The sequence below is a fragment of the Cystobacter fuscus genome (assembly GCF_044360685.1).
Lineage (GTDB): Bacteria > Myxococcota > Myxococcia > Myxococcales > Myxococcaceae > Cystobacter > Cystobacter fuscus_C.
Window position 1 is genome coordinate 6,480,675 of record NZ_CP043491.1, and the last position, 18,330, is coordinate 6,499,004.

General features: G+C 68.3%; 6 protein-coding genes. 1 reads left to right on the forward strand and 5 read right to left on the reverse strand.

Annotated features, from left to right (window positions below; genetic code table 11):
* Window positions 1-5: 5 nt before the first annotated feature.
* The 4 genes from F0U63_RS26530 to F0U63_RS26545 all read right to left on the reverse strand — a co-directional run bounded on the left by F0U63_RS26530 (window position 6) and on the right by F0U63_RS26545 (window position 14,843).
* Window positions 6-10,328, reverse strand: coding sequence for a MupA/Atu3671 family FMN-dependent luciferase-like monooxygenase (locus F0U63_RS26530; protein WP_395833690.1), 10,323 nt, complete (start codon window positions 10,326-10,328; stop codon window positions 6-8).
* A gap of 66 nt (window positions 10,329-10,394) precedes the next feature.
* The gene (locus F0U63_RS26535) at window positions 10,395-11,594 is read right to left on the reverse strand and encodes a cytochrome P450 (protein WP_395833692.1); all 1,200 of its coding nucleotides are present in this window, start codon (window positions 11,592-11,594) and stop codon (window positions 10,395-10,397) included.
* A gap of 122 nt (window positions 11,595-11,716) precedes the next feature.
* Window positions 11,717-13,762: an AMP-binding protein gene (locus F0U63_RS26540; protein WP_395833694.1), complete on the reverse strand. Its 2,046-nt coding sequence runs from the start codon at window positions 13,760-13,762 to the stop codon at window positions 11,717-11,719.
* Between the two features lie 289 nt (window positions 13,763-14,051).
* Window positions 14,052-14,843, reverse strand: coding sequence for an SDR family NAD(P)-dependent oxidoreductase (locus F0U63_RS26545; RefSeq protein ID WP_395833696.1), 792 nt, complete (start codon window positions 14,841-14,843; stop codon window positions 14,052-14,054).
* A 431-nt stretch (window positions 14,844-15,274) separates the two neighbouring features.
* On the opposite strand from F0U63_RS26545, the gene F0U63_RS26550 reads away from it, so the two are divergent.
* On the forward strand, window positions 15,275-16,645 hold the full coding sequence (locus F0U63_RS26550) for a family 16 glycosylhydrolase (protein WP_395833698.1): 1,371 nt from the start codon (window positions 15,275-15,277) through the stop codon (window positions 16,643-16,645).
* A gap of 93 nt (window positions 16,646-16,738) precedes the next feature.
* Here F0U63_RS26550 and F0U63_RS26555 read toward each other — a convergent pair whose 3' ends face one another.
* A complete protein-coding gene (locus F0U63_RS26555) occupies window positions 16,739-18,289 on the reverse strand; it encodes a glycoside hydrolase family 76 protein (RefSeq protein ID WP_395833700.1) in 1,551 nt (516 codons plus the stop codon).
* Window positions 18,290-18,330 lie beyond the last annotated feature (41 nt).

The window sequence follows — 18,330 nt, forward strand, 5'->3', positions numbered from 1 at the left end:
TGGGCCTAAGCGCCGCGGGGCCTGCTCTCCGCCAGACACCGATTCACGTGGTTGGCCAGCACCGAGACATTCGGGGACTGGAACAGGCTGCCGTGGTCTCCGGGCACGAAGTGCACGTCCAGGGAGCCGGTGATGTGCCGGCGCACCCGCTCCAGGGCGGCCTTGAGCGCGTCGTCGGTGTAGTCCTCGCGCGTGTGATCCGAGATCAGGAGGGTGACCGGATGGGGAGAGACCGGGGGCTCGTAGCTGTCGAGGATCCGGCTCATGATCTCCTCGTTGAGCCGCTTGGCATCGAAGAGCCGCCGCAGATCCTGGGCCTCCGTCGAGGCGGGGACGGCCTCGGCCTCCTTCAGCTTGCGAAGGGCCAGCGCCCAGCGCTCGTCGGTGCCGAGCGGCTCCAGCTCGGCGTAGAGGGCGGTGAGATCCCATCCCGCCTCCCAGCCAATCTCCCGGCCGATGAACCAGACGAGATCCGCGAGCGCGGCATCGTACCGGGAAGGCCCGGGAGGCACGGCATCGCCCCCGATGGGTGGATCCAAGAGCACGATGCGAGCCACCTCCTGGCGCAGCTCCGTCAGCCGCCGGGCGATCTCGAAGACGAGCAGACTGCCGGAGCAGAACCCACCCAGGTAGTACGGCCCCTCGGGCTGGACCTTGCGGAGCGCCTCGACGCAGTCGAGCACCACGCGGTCGAAGTGCGCGCGGTCATACCGCCAGTCGTCCAGGGAGAGCGGGCTGCCCCGGGAGAGCGCCTCGGCCAGCTCGGGCGCGAGGGCGGGGGCCTGCAGGCCGTAGAAGGGCTGGTCGGGATCCAGCTCGCGCGCCATGTCCAGCAGCCCCACCACCACGTTGGACGAGTAGATGCCGCCGAGCTGGGCGGCGAAGAACAACGGGTGGTGCTTGCCCTCCGGCCGCACCTTCACGATCGACGTCTTCCCCTGCCCCGCCGCGGCCTGAGCCTCCGCCAGGGACGGAACCCCCAGGCTCTTCTGGTAGATGACCTGGGTCAGGTGGACGATCGTCGGCTCCTCGATGAAGAGCGCCAGGGGAACCTCCTGGCCGAGCTGCCGGCGGATGCGCGTCATGAGCCGGACGCCGAGCAGCGAGTTGCCCCCGAGCTGGAAGAAGTTGTCCGTCACGCCGACGGGCTTCACGCCCAGCACCTCTTCCCAGATCTGGACCAGCTCCGTCTCCAGCGCGTTGCGCGGAGCGACGTAGACCCGCGAGACCGCCCGGCCCACGTCCAGCGCCGCCAGGGCCTTGCGATCCACCTTGCCGTTGGGCGTCAGCGGCAGCTCCGTCCCCGCGGTGATCGAGGCGGGGATCATATAGGCCGGCAGCTTGTGCTTCAGGAACGCGTGCAGCTCCTCCACGGGCAGGGACTGGCCCTGGCGGAAGACCACGTAGCCGAAGAGGCGCGTGTCGCCGGGTCCCACCTCGCGCGCGATGACCGCCACGTCGGCGACGGCCGGGTGCTGGCCGAGCGCGGCCTCGATGGCCCCCAGCTCGACGCGGAACCCACGGATCTTCACCTGGTAGTCCGTGCGGCCCAGGAACTCGATGGAGCCATCGGCGAGATACCGGGCCAGGTCCCCGGTCTTGTAGAGGCGCGCGCCGGGCTCGTCACTGAAGGGATCCGGAACGAACTTCTCCGCGGAGAGGGAGGGCTGCGCCAGATAGCCCCGGGCCAGGCCGAGGCCTCCGATGTACAACTCTCCCGTGACGCCCACCGGGACCTGATGCAGCCGCGGGCCGAGCACCCGGAGCTGGGTGTTGGCGATCGGCCGGCCGATGGGCTCGGAGGCGTCCTCGCGGCGCTCGCCGCGCACCTTCCCCACGCGGTGGGCGGCGGACCAGATGGTCGTCTCCGTGGGGCCATAGAGGTTCCAGACGCGCCCTCCCCGCTCGAGGAGCTGCTCGGCCAGTTCCTGGCGCAAGGCCTCTCCGCCACAGAGGATGCACAGCCGCGGATCACCCCGCCAGCCCGCTTCGATGAGCATCCGCCACGTCGCGGGCGTGGCCTGCATCAGGCTGGGAGTGACACGCGCCATCTCCTGGGCCAGCCGCTCGCCATCCGCCGCCGTCTCGCTGTCGGTCACCACCAGCCGCGCGCCCACGATCAGCGGCAGGTAGAGCTCGAGCGCCGCGATGTCGAACGAGATCGTCGTCACCGCCAGCAGCACGTCCCGCGCCGTCGGCTCGAGCAGACCCCTCATCGACTCGAGCAGATTGGTCAGCGCGCCATGGGTGATCTGGATCCCCTTGGGGATTCCCGTCGAGCCCGACGTGTACATCACATACGCCAGCTCCTCCGTGCCCGCCCCGTCCGGGAGCTCTCCGGTGGGTTGCCGCGACAGGAGCGCCTGCTCGGCCTCGAAGCGGATCTGCCGCACCCCGCTCTCGGGGAGCCGTCCCGCCACGCGCTGCTGGGTCAGCAGCAGGGACAGCCGCGAGTGGTGGACCATGTGGGCCAGCCGCTCGGCGGGGAAGGACGGATCCAGCGGCACGTAGGCCGCACCGGCCTTGAGGATGCCCAACAGCCCGACGACCATCTCCACCGAGCGCTCGACACAGATGCCCACGAGCGACTCGCGACCCACGCCCAGTGACCGCAAGGCGTGGGCGAGCTGGTTGGCCCGTGCGTTCAGCTCACCGTAGCTCAGCGTATCTCCCGCGACGGTCAACGCCGGCGCCTCGGGCGTGCGGCGCACCTGGGCCTCGAAGAGCCGGGGCAGGGTCGTGCGGCCGTAGCTGGGGGCGGCGGTGCGATTCCATTCCGCGAAGCGCTGGTGCTCCTCGCGCGTGAGCATCGGCAGATCGCACAGGCGCTGCTCGGGATCGGCGGTGAGGCCCTCCACCAGGGTGCGGAAGTGGCCCATCGTCCTGTGGATCGTCTCCGCGTCGAACAGGTCCGTGTTGTAGTCCCACTCGAGGCTCAGCTCGCCGCGCAGCTCCTTGATGCTCAGCCCGAGCTCGGGCACGCCGAAGCTGATGGGCCGGGGGAACCAGTCGACCTCCAGCTCGAACATCTTCGGGGGAGGCACCGGACGGTCCAGGTTGAAGGCCACCGTGACGATGGGCGAGACGCTCGGATCCCTCGGCACCCGCAGCTTCTCCAGCAGCGTCGCGAAGCGGTACGCCTGGTGCTCGTAGTCGTCCAGGAGCACGCTCTTGACGGCCAGCAGGTGCTCGGAGAAGCGAAGCCCGCCCTGGACGTTCGTGCGCACGGGCAGCAGGTTCGCGCAGTGCCCCACCATCCCCTCGCTGCCCTCGACGGTCCGGCCAGAAGCGGGCACCCCGACGATGATGTCGCCCTGTCCCGACATCCGGTGCAGCAGGCAGGTGTACGCGGCGAAGAGCATCATGAACGGCGTGGCGCCGTAGCGCTGGCCCACCTTCCTCACGGCCTGGCACAGCTCGCCGCCGATCGTGTCCGTCAACCGCGCCGCCGCGAACGTCTTGATGGGCGGGCGCGGACGATCGAACGGCAGTTGCAGCACGGGCAGCGGCCCGGAGAACTTCTGGAGCCAGTACGCCTCGTGCTCGGCCAGCATCTTCGCCTGCTGCTGCTGTTGCAGCTCGATGAAGCGCCGGAACTGCATGGGCTCGGGCAGCTCGCGGCGGACGCCCTCGCACGCCGCCGAGTAGAGCTCGGCGAGCTCCGCGATGATGACGGCCACGGACTGACCGTCACAGAAGATGTGGTGCGTCACCAGGCTTAGGATGTGCAGCCGCTCCCCCAGCTCGAGCACCTGCGCATGGAAGAGCGGCCCGTGGACCAGATCGAAGCCGGTCTCGCTCTGCTCGTCGAGCCACCGGAGCGCCTCCCGCTCGCGTGCGTCCTCCGGCACGTGTGAGAAGTCGACGAACGCGAGGTCCACCTTCACCGAGGGGTGGACGATCTGCCGGTCCCCCTCGGCGCTGATGGTGGTCCGCAGCGCCTCGTGCCGATCAATGACGGACTGGACGGCGGTGCGCAGGGCCTGGGGATTGAGCGGCCCCGTGAGCTTCAAGGCGAGCGCCTGATGCCCGCTCATGGAGTCCTCGTCCGCCGTCATCTGGGCGACGACCAGGAACTCCTGCTGCGACTCGGTCAGCTCCAGGGTGGTGACCGCGGACTCGGCCGAGCGAGCCGGGCCGCCGGACGGGCCTGGGGCCCCTCCCCCGTCGCGGCGAAACCGCTCCTTCAGCGCCACGAGCGTGGGCATGCTCGCCATCACGGCCTTGGGCTCCACCCCGAAGTCCATGAAGCACGCCACCTCGTCGACGCCGATCGAGCGGATGTGATCGAGGATCTCCTGGCAGGACTCTGGCGTGCCGATCAAGGCGCTCGTGCGCGCATATCGGTCGTAGGCCATGGACAACATGTACTGCTTGTCGTCCGCCGTGAGCTGGTCCAGGTTGACGGGCAGGTTCTGACTCTTCGCCAGGTTCTGGAAGAGCGCGAAGTGCGTGGCGAGGTAGTCACAGAAGGGGCCGCGCGCGGTGTCGCGGACGGTCTGGAGATCCTCCCCGACGAAGGTGTGCATCAGCACCGTCACCTTGCCGGCGTCCGGATCATGCCCATGGTCATGCAGGGCCTGCCGGTAGAGGGCGATGTTGCGCTCCAGGTCCTCGAGCGTCTGGCCCATCAGGTTGGTCAGGACGTTGGCACCGAGCTGTCCCGCCCGGACGTAGGTGTCCGGGTTGTTCACGACGGTGATCCAGAAGGGAAGCTCGCGCTGCATCGGCGCCGGGAAGCAGCGCACGTCGAGCTCGTTCTTGCCCCCGCCGCGCGCGCGCATGGACTCGCCACGCCACAGCTTGCGGATGGTCTCGACGCCCTCGAACATCATCTCGCGGTGCTTGCCGAAGGCCTCGGGAGCGAACACGAAGTCATCCGGATGCCAGCCCGAGGCGAACGAGAGCCCCACCCGTCCCTTGGACAGGTTGTCCACCACGGACCACTCCTCCACGACGCGCAGCGGGTGGTGCAGGGGCACGACGACGCTGCCGGCCCTCAGCGACAGGTGCTTCGTCTCCCGGGCCAGCGCGGAGCAGACCACCGCCGGATTCGGGGAGAGCCCGCCGAAGGCGTGGAAGTGGCGCTCGGGAAGCCAGACCGCCGAGAAACCATGCGCGTCGGCGTAGCGCGCGCTGTCGAAGAGGAGATCGTACTTGTCGTCCCGGAACGGAGCGTCGTACTTGCCGAAGAAGTAGAGGCTGAACTCCAGGTCACGCGCCGCCCGCCGGGCCTTGCCCTCCGAGTCATCCGCGCCAGCCACCCGGTTGGACGTGCTCCGGGAGCGCCGCCGCTCCCAGAACTCCGTGCGGGGCTCCGGGACCTGCTCCCGCGCCTGCACGCTCCCCTTCCCGGCACCAGGGCCCGGGCTCGCGGCGGACGCGGATGACGCCTGAGCGGGAGCGCTGGGGCGAGGCGTCTCGATGGCCCGCGGCGGAGGCCTGGTCGCGCCACCACCGCCACCCGGTCCAGGGGTCCCCGGAGACAGCTCGGGGAGGAAGCCGCCCTGCCGCAGATCCTCCACGCTGCCGCGGACGGCCTCGAGGATGTGCGCGATGTCCGCCTCGGTATGGGCCGTGGAGAGGAAGCACGTGCGCCCCTCCCACACGTAAACGCCCCGCTCCACGAGGTGGTAGAAGAACAGGTCGAGGTTGCCCTTCAGCACGAAGCGGAACAACGAGCCGAAGTGGACGACCTGCGCGGGGACGCGCTGCTGCTCGAAGAAGGCGTTGAGCTGCGCGGCCAGCTGCGCGGTGCGCTCGTTCAACTGCTCCTGGAGCCGGGGGCCCTGCTCCTTGAGGTGCTCGAGCACCGCGTACGCCGTGGCGAGCGACAGGGGCGGCTTGTTGAAGGTACCGGCGAAGAAGGTCCGGTCGGCCTCCGGGTAGGACGCGTCCCCGTAGTTCCACTGGCCGCCGTCGATGCCGTCCATGAAGCGCCGCTTGCCCGCCACGGCCGCCAGCGGCATGCCACCACCGGGGATCTTCCCGTACGTGGCGAGGTCCGCGCGGACGCCGAAGTGCGCCTGGGCACCACCCTGGTGGACGCGGAATCCGGTGATGATCTCATCGAAGATGAGCGCCGTGCCCGACGCCTCGGTGATGGCACGCACCTCGTGGAGGAAGGCACGCGGCTGCAACTCCGGACGGCGGCTCTGCACCGGCTCCACCAGCACGGCGGCCAGCTCATGGGCGTGCTGGCGCAGATAGTCGATGGCGCTCTGCTCGCCGTAGTCGAGCACCACCACGTCCCGGACCGAGTTCTTCGAGATGCCCAGGGCCACGGGGATGGCGTCACCGTCACCACCCTGGGCCTGCGCGAGGACGCCGTCGTAATGGCCATGGAACGAGCCCTTGAAGAGCACGATCCGGTTGCGCCCGGTGGCCGTGCGGGCCAGCCGCAGCGCGGTCATGACGGACTCGGTGCCGGACTGGCAGAACGTCACGCGCTCGGCGCCAGTCAATTCGGTGAACAGCTCGGCGAGCTGTCCCGCGCGCTCCGGCTGGGGGCCGACGCCATGACCGAGCTCGAGCTGCTGCATGAGGGCCCGCTTGATGAACGGAGCCCCGTGGCCGAAGAGGTGGACACCGAAGCCCATCGCGATGTCGACGTACTCGTTGCCGTCGACATCCCAGATGCGCGAGCCCGCGTAGCGAGAGCCCACGATGGGGTAGCAGATCTCCTTGATGGGCATGCGCAGACCGGCCAGGGCGCGGTTGTCGGCCAGGACCGGACGGTGCTTCTGGGCCCAGGCCTTGGAGCCGCCCGTGCGCCGCGCGAACCGCTCCATGAACGAGCGCAGGTACTGCTGCTGCCGCTGGCTCATCTCCGCCGAGTCCACCGGGACGGAGGCGGGCGAGGAGGGAGCGGACGGGGTCTGGGGCGCGCGGGGCGGTTGGACGGCGGGAGCCGGGGCGGCCACGGCCGGAGCGACGAGCGCGGGGGGGATGCTCCGGGGCTCCGGCTCCACCGCGGGGGCCATGGGCTCCGGGGCAACCCGCGTTCCGCCCGCGTCCTTGAGCAGATCGAGCTGCTTGGAGACGATCTCGAGTTGCTGCGCGAAGAGCCGCTCGAGCGAGCTCCCGGGGAGCGCCGGGGGAGCCTGCCGGGCCGGAGCCACCGGGGCGGGCGGCGGGGGCTGGGCGGTGAGCACGGGCTGCTGGAACACGGGCGGCTGGACCGGGACGCCATTGCCAGTGGGCGGCGCCTTCACGACGTTGGAGACCCGGGCCTGGGAGATGGAGCATGCGGTTGGCGCGACCACGTCCCGCGGTGACTCCGCTGCCGCCAGCACCGGGGCCGGACTCCTCACGGGAGCCGGAGGCGGCACGGCCACGGGAGCGGCCACGGGCACGGACTCCTCTGGCGGGAGGTGGCGCTCGATGTGGGCCGCGAGCGCCTCGATCGAGGTGAGCTCCTCGAAGAGCTGACGCACGGAGAGCTTGAGCTTGTAGTTGGCGTCGATGAGGCGGATGGCGTCGATGAGCGAGATGGAGTCCGCGCCCATCTCCAGGAAGGAAGCCTGGGGGTCGATCTCGGAGGGAGAGGCCTTGAGCAGGTCCGCCACCATCTTGCGCACGGCGACGGTGATGGCCTCCAGACGCTTGGGCTTCGCGGCTTCGGCCGGCTGGGGCCTGGACACTGTGGCTGCGGCGGCTTTCTCACTCACCTCGGTTGCCCCTTCCTTGAACCAGTAGCGCTTTCTCTCGAACGGGTAATGCGGCAGGGACACGCGCTTCCTGGGATAGTCCCTGTCGAACCCCTTCCAATCCAGCTCCACGCCCCCCGCGCGAAGGGCGGAGAGCGCATCGAGCATCACGGCCCAGTCGTTCCGATTCTCCGCGAGCGAGGGCAGCCAGCCGGCCTGGACGTCCGGGAGGCAGCGCGCTCCCAGGTGCGTCAGGATGGGCTTCGGACCGATCTCCAGGAACAGCTCACAGCCCTGGGCGTGCAGGGCGCGGATGCCCTCGAGGAACCGCACCGGAGCGCGGGTGTGCCGCCGCCAGTAGGCCCCGTCGAGGAGCTGTCCCGAGGCCAGGGCCTCGCCCGTCACGTTGGAGATGAAGGGCAGCTTGGGCGCCTGGTGACGGATCGCGCCCGCCGTCCGCTCCAGCCCATCGAGCATCGGCTCCATGAGCGGGGAGTGGAACGCATGGGACACGCGAAGCCGCTGGCAGCGCACGCCCTCGGCCTCGAACGCGGCGATGACGGCGTCGAGCGCCTCCTTCTGTCCGGAGACGACGATGCTCTCGGGCCCGTTGATCGCGGCGATGTCGAGCGCGCCGGCATACCGCTCGATCGCTGCCGCCACGCGGGGCTCGGGCGCGAGGATGGCCGCCATCGCGCCACCGCTGGGGAGCGCCTGCATCAGCTTTCCCCGCTCGGCGATCAACCGCAGTGCATCCTCCAGGCGGAACACGCCCGCGACGCAGGCCGCGACGAACTCCCCCACGCTGTGTCCCAGCACCGCCGCGGGTTCCACGCCCCACGACATCCACAGCCGCGCGAGCGCGTACTCCAGCGCGAACAGGGCCGGCTGCGTGAAGGCGGTCTCGTCGATCGGCGAGGCCTTTCCCGGCTCGGGATAGAGGATCTCCAGCAGGCTCCGGCCGAGGAGCGGGCGCAGGATCTTCGCGCAGCGGTCGAGTGCATCCCGGAAGGTGGGCTGCGTCTCGTAGAGCTCGCGCCCCATGCCGGTGTACTGGGCGCCCTGCCCCGTGAAAAGGAAGGCCACCTTCGGGCGCTTGCGGCGGTTGATCTGCGCGTATGTCACGCCCGCCGTCGCCTGCTCGTGCTCGAAGGACACCAACCGCTCGCGCAGCTCCTGGGGAGACGCGGCGACCACGGAGAGCTGGTGCGCGAAGGGCGGGCAGCGCGTGTTGGCGCTGAAGCAGAGGTCACCCAGCGCCACCTCCGGCTGCTCCTCCAGATACGCCTGGTAGCGGCGGGCCAGCTCGCGCAGCGCGCTCGGGCTCTTCGCTCCGAGGGCGAGCACGTGCCGGGGCCGCTCACACCCCTCGTCCTCGGGAGGCGCCAGGGGGGGAGCCCCTTCCAGGACGAGGTGGGCATTGGTCCCGCCGAAACCGAACGAGCTCACTCCAGCGAGTGCGGGCTCCGGCCGCTCGGGCCAGGGCTTCAGCTCCTGCTGGACGCGCAGGGGAATCTTGTCGAAGCGGATGTAGGGGTTGGGGACCTTGAAATGGAGGCTCGGAGGGATCTGCCGGTGCTTGAGCGACAGGGCCACCTTGATGAGGCCCGCGATGCCCGCCGCGGCCTCCAGGTGGCCGATGTTGGTCTTCACCGAGCCCAGCGCGCAGACGTTGCCCTCGGGGCGATCCGCGCCCACCACGGCGGCGAGTGACTTCACCTCGATGGGATCGCCTAGCTTCGTGCCCGTGCCATGCGCCTCCACGTACTGCACCCGGGAGGGAGGCACACCGGCATCCTCGTAGGCCGCGCGCAGCACCGCTTCCTGCGCGGCGGGGTTGGGCGCCGTGAGCCCGTTGCTGCGCCCGTCCTGGTTGACGGCGCCGCCGCGGATGAGGGCGTAGATGGAGTCACCGTCCTCCAGCGCCTTGGACAGCGGCTTGAGGACGATGATGCCGGAGCCCTCGCTGCGGACATAGCCGTTGGCCGAGGCGTCGAACGCCTTGCAGCGGCCATCCGCGGCCATGAACCCCGACTTCGAGTAGCCCACCGTCACCCAGGGAGACAGGACGAGCTGCACCCCACCCGCGACGGCGAGGGTGGCATCCCCGCTCCACAGGCTCTTGCAGGCCAGGTGCACGGCGACGAGCGAGGAGGAGCACGCGGTGTCCACGACCAGGCTGGGGCCCTGGAAGTCGAACAGGTAGGAGATGCGGTTGGCCGCGATGCAGTTGGTGTTGCCCGTGCCGATGTGGGCGTCGATGTTGCGCGAGTCCTGGCTCAGCAGCGTGTAGTAGTCGTAGCTGGACATCCCGACGAAGACACCCGTCCGGGAGCCCGCCAGCCGCTCGGGAACCAGGCCCGCGTCCTCCAATGCCTCCCACGTCACCTCCAGCAGCAGCCGCTGCTGGGGATCCATGGTGGTGACCTCGCGCGGGGCGATGCCAAAGAATTGCGGATCGAATTGATCCACCTGCTCCACGAACCCGCCCCAGCGGGTGCTCATCTTGCCTTCGGCGCCGGGGTCCGGATCGTAGAACGAGTCGATGTCCCAGCGTCCTGGGGGGACGGGGGTAATGGCATCCACGCCATCACGCAGGAGCTTCCAGAATGCCCTTGAATCCCTCGCACCCGGGAAACGGCAGCCCAGGCCGATGATCGCAATGGGTTCGCGGTTCATCAGATCTCTCGTGGATTGAACTGACAACCCGAGGGGAAAAGCCAGCCCTCCCCCCGGGAGAACCCCTCACGGGGTGAAGGTGACGGGCAGCGTCTGCGGACCGCGGAAGATGATTTCCTTCATCCACTCGGTCTCACCGGGAACGAGCGCCATGTCCGGGAACTCCCGGACGAGCGTGCCGATCGCGATCTGTCCCTCGATGAGCGCCAGGGCCGCACCGAGGCAGTAGTGGATGCCGCCCGAGAAGGCGAGGTGACGGTTCTCGCGGCGGGTGATGTCGAACGTGTCCGGCTGCTCGAACTGGGCGGGATCCCGGTTCGCCGCGCCCAGGGAGAAGTAGACCAGATCCCCCGCCGGAATGGTCTGCCCGTGCAGGACGACGTCCTTCTTGGGCACGCGCGTGTTGAGCTGCACCGGGCTGTCGTAGCGGAGGATCTCGTCGATGGCTCCACGGATGAGCGCCGGATCCTGGCGCAGCCGCTCGAACTCGCTCCGGTGGCTCAGCAGCGCGCGCATGCCGTTGCCAAGGAGGTTCACCGTCGTCTTCTCGCCCGCGATGAACATCAGCATGCAGACCGAGAGCATCTCGTCCTCGGTCAGCCGGTCTCCCTGGTCGGTGACGGCGATGAGGCTGCTGATGAGATCGTTCTTCGGGTTCTTCCGGCGTTCGGCGAAGAGCTCGCGGAAGTAGGCGAGGAACTCCTGCGCCACGTTGTTCATCTCCGCGTACTGCTCGAGCGAGCGCAGCGGATCGAGCACGCGGGACAGGCCGTCGGCCCAGCGGGTCACCGAGGCGTGGGCCTCTTCCGGCACGCCGAGCATGCTGGCGATCATCGTCACCGCCAGGGGGCAGGCCAGGTCATTGACGATGTCCATCCGGCCGGAGCTCCGGACGCGGGCGATCAGCCCATCCACCGTCTCCTGGATGCGCGGGCGCAGGGACTCGACGGCGGTGGGGGTGAACGAGCGGTTGACCAGGCTGCGCAGCCGGGTGTGATCCGGCGGATCGCACAGCATGAGCCAGCGGCGCATGGCCGAGGCGAGCGTGCGCAGCTCGCCGATCTTCTTGCGCTCGAGGAATGGGCTCTTGCGCTCGATGCGGGTCGGGATGTCGAAGACGCCGAAGTTGTTGTCCCGCAGCAGGGCCTTCACATCCGCGTAGCGGGTGATGATCCAGGCCCCCATGACGGTGCGGTGGACGGGCTCTTCCTCCCGCAGCCGCGCGTAGACCGGATACGGGTCCGCGTGGAAGGCGGGGTCGAACATGTTGAACTTGATGGAAGAGCGTCTGGGTGTACTCAGTTCCTTGACGTCAACGCTGGGACGCGCCACTGACTCCACGAATGCACCTCCTCACTTGTCGGGCCTCGCGGCCGTAGAACCCTCGCTCAAGCCTTCAGTTCATCGGCCAGGTGGCGAGCGAGGACCTCCGCGCTCGGATGCTCCCAGAAGAGGGTGGGCTCGAACTCCCGGCCCAACCATCCCGCCAGCTCACCCGTCAGACTCACGGCCACGGCGGAATCCAGCCCGTAGCGGGCGAAGGGCGCCTGGACGTCGATCTCCTCGGCGGCGACGCCCAGGTACTGGGCCATGCGGCTGAGCAGCCAGTCCTGGATGGCCTCCTCGGAGTGGCCATTGGCGGGCGCCGCCGCGGCGGAAGCCTGCTTCGTCTCCGTCTGGAGGTTCTCCACCCACTCGCCCACGGCGTTCAGGGTCTTGTGGAGGAAGCCATTGCGGCACGCATGGCGCTGGATCTTCCCGCTGGACGTCTTGGGGATGCTGCTCGTCTTGATGAGCACCACGGCGTGGACCTGAAGCTCGTGATGCTCGGAGACGGCCTGGCGGATGCTGCCCACCACCTCGCCCACGTCCAGGTCTCGCAGGTAGCTGCGCTCTACCTCCTGGACGATGACGAGGCGCTCCTCGTCCTCCACCTCGACGGAGAACGCGGCGCCGCCGTTGGCCTTGAGGGCCGGGTGGCTCTCCTCCACGGTCTGCTCGATGTCCTGCGGGTAGTGATTGCGGCCGCGGATGATGATGACGTCCTTGAGGCGGCCGGTGATGACGAACTGCTCGCCCCGGCGGAACGCCAGATCTCCCGTGCGCAGGAAGGGGCCCTCTCCCGTGTCCGCCAGGCGCGCCTGGAAGGCCTCCCGCGTCAGCTCCGGCTTGTTCCAGTAGCCCTGGGCGACACTGGCGCTCGACACCCAGACCTCACCCACCCGCTCCTCCGGGCACTCCGTGCACGAGGCCGGATCCACGATGCGGACCTTCTCGAGCAGGCTGCGGCCGGAGGACACGAACACCCGCGCCCCATCCGCGCTGGCCGCCGCGCTCCCTTCCACGGGCACCACCCTTCCCTCTTCCAGGGCATCCGCCTGGATGGAGAAGAGGCTGGACTGCTGCGCGGGCACCTTTCCGGAGACGAGCAGCGTCGTCTCCGCCATGCCATAGCAGGGATGAAGGGAGGAGACGCGCAGGCCGTGCTCCTTGAAGGCGTCCGCGAAGCGCTGGAGCGTGCCGGGGCGCACGGGCTCGGCGCCGTTGAACGCCACCTCCCAGCTGCTCAGGTCGAGTCCCACCCGTTGCTCGGCGGACACCTTGCGGGCGCACAGCTCGTAGGCGAAGTTCGGCCCGCCGCTCGTCGTCGCCCGGTAGCGCGAAATCATGTGCAGCCAGCGCGCGGGCTTCTGGATGAACGCCGCCGGAGGCATCAGCACCGACTGGATGCCCAGGTAGAGCGGCTGCAACACATTGCCGATGAGCCCCATGTCATGGAACAGCGGCAGCCAGCCGGCGAACACGGTCCGCTCGGTGTGGCCGAAGGTGAGCTGGATCATCCGCTCGTTGTGCAGCACGTTCCCGTGGGACACCATCACGCCCTTGGGCGCGCCCGTCGAGCCCGAGGTGTACTGGAGGAAGGCGAGCGTGTCGGGGCCCACCACCGGCTCCTTCCAGGCATCCCGCCGCTCCACCGCAATGCCATCCGTCGCGAGCCACCGCAGCGAGCTCAGCTCGGGGACGCGCTCGAACTGGGTACCCAGGTTGGACGCGAGCGAGGACGTCGTGAGCACCCACTTCGCGCCCGCGTCCTCGATGACGGTCCGCAACCGTGTGAGGTTCTGGTTGTTGCGGGGCGGATACGCCGGAACCGCGGTCACCCGCGCGTAGACACAACCCAGGAACGCGATGATGAAGTCCAACCCTGGCGGATAGAGGAGCAGCGCCCGCTGATCCGTTGCACCCAGCTCCTGGAGCTGCGCGGCCACGGCGCGCACGCGCTGCTCGAGCTGGCCAAACGTCAGGACACCCGACTCCTTCTCGCCGTCCTCCAGGAAAACAAAACTCGTCTTGTCGGGCCGACGCTCGCCGTGGTGCCGAACGAGCTCGATGAGACTATGGAACTGCGCTCCATGGACCGGGTCTGCGGCCATCGACACACTTCTCCCGTGATGAAGGTTCGTCAGCGTTCAGTTCGCCAGGCGAGGCCTGGGGGGCAGCGGATCCCAGCAGGCGCAATCCCTGTCAGGCGGCAATCCCTCCGGTGCAATGGAAAGCCGCCGGGAGGCCTCCCGCTCCACCGGTCCTTGCCGTGAACCAACTTCCCCTACAGTGAAGGGTTCTACACTGAACGGAATGTGATGACAACAGGGTATCTGTCAATTTCTCGAAAAACGCGTCCTCGAAGAACTGATTTGAGAATCACGGTGGCGAGAGGTGTGCTCACCGGGGACGGTTCATCAGGGTGGCGGAGACGCTCGCCGCGGTGAACCCGCCATCGACGGCGAAGTCCTGGCCGGTGATGAAGGAGGACTGGGGACCGAGGAGGAAGGAGACGAGTCCGGCCACCTCCTCGGGGGTGCCGACGCGGTTCATCGGGTGGAGCGAGGCCGCGAAGGCGCGCCCCATGCGCTCATTGAGGCGCCAGCCGGCGGTGGCCATTTCGGACTCGATGATCCCGGGGCTCACCGCGTTGACCCGGATGCCCTTCTGCGCGTGCTCGACGGCGGCGCCCTGGGTGAGCGCGACCAGGGCCGCCTTGGAGGCGCTGTAGGCGGACAGTCCTGGCATGGCGCGCGAGGCGCCCACGGACGCGCAATTGACGATGGAGCCCCCTCCCCCCGCGAGCATGGCGCGCAGCTCGTACTTCATGCACCAGAAGGCCCCGCGCAGGTTGATATCGAGGATGGTTTCGAATTCCTCGGTGGTGGTGTCGAGGAAGGGCTTGGACAGACCGCCGCCCGCGTTGTTGAAGGCGCCATCCAACCGGCCATAGGTGGAGAGCGCGGTCTGGACGAGCGCCTCGATGTCGCGCTCGACGAGGAGATCGGCGCTGACCCAGGTGGCCTCGCCGCCCCGCTCCCGGATGCGCGCGATGAGCTCCTGGCCCTGGGCCTCGCGTCTCGCGCTCGCGATGACCTTGGCCCCTTCGTCCGCGAGCGCCAGGGCCGTGGCCCGGCCGATGCCCGAGCTCGCCCCTGTCACGATCACGACCTTGTCCTTCAAACCACCCATGTCGGAACTCCCAGCGTCCGTGGGAAATGCACCGGAAGTTCACGCCCGCGTGAGCGGAAGATCAAGTCCTGGCTCCCCGGTGGTCACGATGGACTTCCTCACCCCTGGAGCGCGCCCGGTGGGACATGGCGTGAGCGGCGGCGTTGTCCGCCGGCGGGGAGCCACACCCCCAGAGGAGGGCAGCGGTAGCCGGGGTGAATCGAAACGTTTTGAATGTTCTCATCACCTGCCTCCGCAGGCAGTGAGATGGCTGAGCCAAAAAACATTGACGCGAGCGGACCAGCTGGGAGCGCGCATTCTCAATTCCTGGCTCCCGAGAAAGAGTCTGGTCAAGCAACAGGTTTTCTAGTACTTCCGATAATCGGCATGTTTCACGGTTTTTTCGGAACCGACACGCTTCTGTCTCGAATCACCCTGCCCCAGGTACGACTATGTCCCCCAAGGTCTTCTCCTCGAAGTTCATGGCAGCTTATTGCCTCGTGGCGCTCTCCGGATGTGGGCTGGACGCCTCCGAGTCCGAGCCCACCGCGCGGGCCGAAGCGGTGGCTCAAACCCAGTCCGAGCTCGAGTACAACCCGGGCTCCGGATGGAGCCTCGCGTGGTCGGATGAGTTCGAGGGCACCAGCCTGAACACCGGCAACTGGACCACGCTCAACAGCGATTTCGATCCCGTCACCAACAACTGCAACTTCGGCACGGGGGAGCTCGAGTATCCCCGGACGCAGAACGTGTCGGTGAGCGGCGGCAAGCTCATCCTCAAGGCCGAGCGCACGGCGGCGACGACGGTGAGCGACACCCGGTGTGGCGCCCATCAGCGCACGCTGTTCTCGGGCCGTCTGCACTCCAAGGGCAAGGTGGAGCGGCGCTACGGCAAGCTCGTGGCGAGCATCAAGGTGCCCTCGGGTTACGGCATGTGGCCGGCGTTCTGGACGCTGGGCAGCAACGTCCAGGCCGTGGGCTGGCCCTCCAGCGGTGAGATCGACATCCTCGAGTGGCACTCGAACGAGCCCACGTGGATGAAGTCCGCCAACCACTGGTACAACGGTGGCCAGGCGGACTGGGGCACGGGCCAGAGCGGCGGCTACAACCTGGCCGACTCCTTCCACACCTACGAGGTGGAGTGGACCGCCAGCAGCATGGTGTTCCGGCTGGATGGCAAGTACGCGGGCACGACGTTCTACCACAACGAGACCGAGTTCCAGCAGAACCACTACATCATCCTCAACCTGGCCATGGGCGGTAACTGGTATGGCTTCCCCGCGGCCAGCAGCATCGCGCTGACGCAGGGCCAGCCGAAGACCATGGAAGTGGAGTGGGTGCGTTGGTACCAGCAGGGCAGCACCCCGCCCCCGCCCACGGGCAGCGGGGTCTCCAACGCGAGCTTCGAGTCCGGCATGGCCGACTGGGCGACCTGGACGCCGAACGGCACCGCCGGCGCGGCCTTCAGCGAGACCTACAACGGCGGGCACTCGGGCTCCTACCACCTGACGCACTGGAGCAACTCGCCCTTCGAGACCTGGACGTACCAGGTGAAGACGGGACTGGCCAACGGCAACTACAAGGTGCGCGCCTGGGTGCGCAAGGGTGGCAACTTCGCCATCGCCCGGCTCCAGGGCAAGACGAGCGGCTCGGCCGCCCCGGTCTACACCACGCTCGGCACGTACGGCGCCTGGACGCTGGTCGAGACGCCCACCATCAACGTCACCACCGGCTACCTGGAGTTCGGCTTCCACACCCAGGCCACCACGGCGGACGGCGCCAACTTCATCCACATGGATGACGTGGAGCTCGTGAAGCTCTAATCCGGAGTCTCTCGCGGCACCCGGGAGGTGGAGGGCCGTTCTCCTCCACCTCTTCCACTCAACCGGGCCGGGGCGAGCACCGGCTCCGCCGCCTCAATTCACGGTGAGGCTGTCGAGGTTCAGGTAGTTCGAGCTGCCCTGCGAGCTGTTGTAGATGAGCGAGACGGTGCTCCACCCGGCGGGCAGGTTGTAGGTGACGCTCACGGTGCCGTAGGTGCTCCAGGAGCCGGTGCCCGGGAAGCTCTTGTTGGCCACCGCGTTCGCGCCGTTGATGAAGACGAGCCGGCTGGCATTGCCCGCGCCCCCCGCGTACCGGAAGGTGAGCGTGCGCGTGCCCGCCGTGGCGTTGTACACCCGAAAGTCAATCCACTGGCTGTCACCGTTCCACCCCGCGATGTACCCCCAGCCCGTGAAGCCCGAGCCATTGGCTTCCAAGCCCAGGCGGTGCAGCACGGCGTTCTCGGCCTCGTACCGGTTGGAGGGAATACCCGAGCCGGGATAGGCGCCATAGAGCTGGGCGAACCGGTTGAGCGCCGCGGTCGCCGCGCTCTGCTGGGGCTCGGAGGCCCCGGACATGGTCGGACCGGCCCAGTTCACCGCGAACGTGTCGTTCGTGGTGTTGCGCGCCTGGTTCCACAGGGCCTCCGCGCTTGCCTTCAGCACGTTGTAATAGGCCGTCCTGCTGGTGTCCTTCTGGTACAGGCGGAGGAGATACCGGTAGCCCGGGCCCTTGAATTCATGGCAGTCCCCCGCGCAGCCGGTGTTCGTGCCGTCGTACAAAACATTGCCATACAAGCTGGAAGTGACTTCCTGGCTGACCATGAAGCCCGCGAAGCCGTGCGCCCGGGTGAGGTAGGTCGCGTTCTGGGTGGCCTCGTACAGCTCCACGCTCGCGCCAATCATCAACCCTTCGTTGTAGGTGAACTTCCACCAGACCTTCGTCCCGTTGGGATCGATGTGGTCGGCGACCTGCCACGTCGAGGTGTTCACCATGGTGTTGAACCAGTAGTCATACACCTGCTGGGCGAAGGAGAGGTACGAGGCATCCCCCGTGCGGCGGTAGAGCCGCACGCCCACGATCACCGGCCCCGCGTTGGAGGCGGTGGCCTTCTGGGTGTGCGCCCGGTTCCACCAGATGCCACCCCGGGTGGTGCCACAGCACGTGGTGTCCCACGCGTTGCGGATGTCGGCGTAGAGCTCCTTCGCCTTGTTCAGGTATTTGGCGTCGCCCGTGAGATCATACGCGCGGATGAGGGCGAGGCTCATCCAGGTCTCGTCATCGTAATAATCCACGAACCAGCCGCGCTGCTCCTGGCCCAGGTAGAACGTCTCGATGAGGCCCAGGTACTGCTGCTTGTTCGTCCGCTCCACCCCATCCAGCACCGCGTCCAGGCCATTCGCATACGTCCAATAGCCCGTGGTCGAGCCATTCGACGGGTAGCTCGCCTGGAGGTATTGCGCATCCGCCTTCCAGAACTTCAGCAGGTAGCTCTGCAAGGCCTTGTCGGCGCGCGCGTGGTAGTCCGCGGCGCTCTGGGCCGAGGCGGAGGGCGCCCACAGCAGGACGGCACCCAGACAGGCCATGAGGGACCTCGCCGTGAACTTCTTCACGCGAGGAGTAGTGGTTTCGGGGGAGGACTCCATGGGACCCGCTCCTTCGGTGTCGGGAAGGCCGAGAGTCTAAC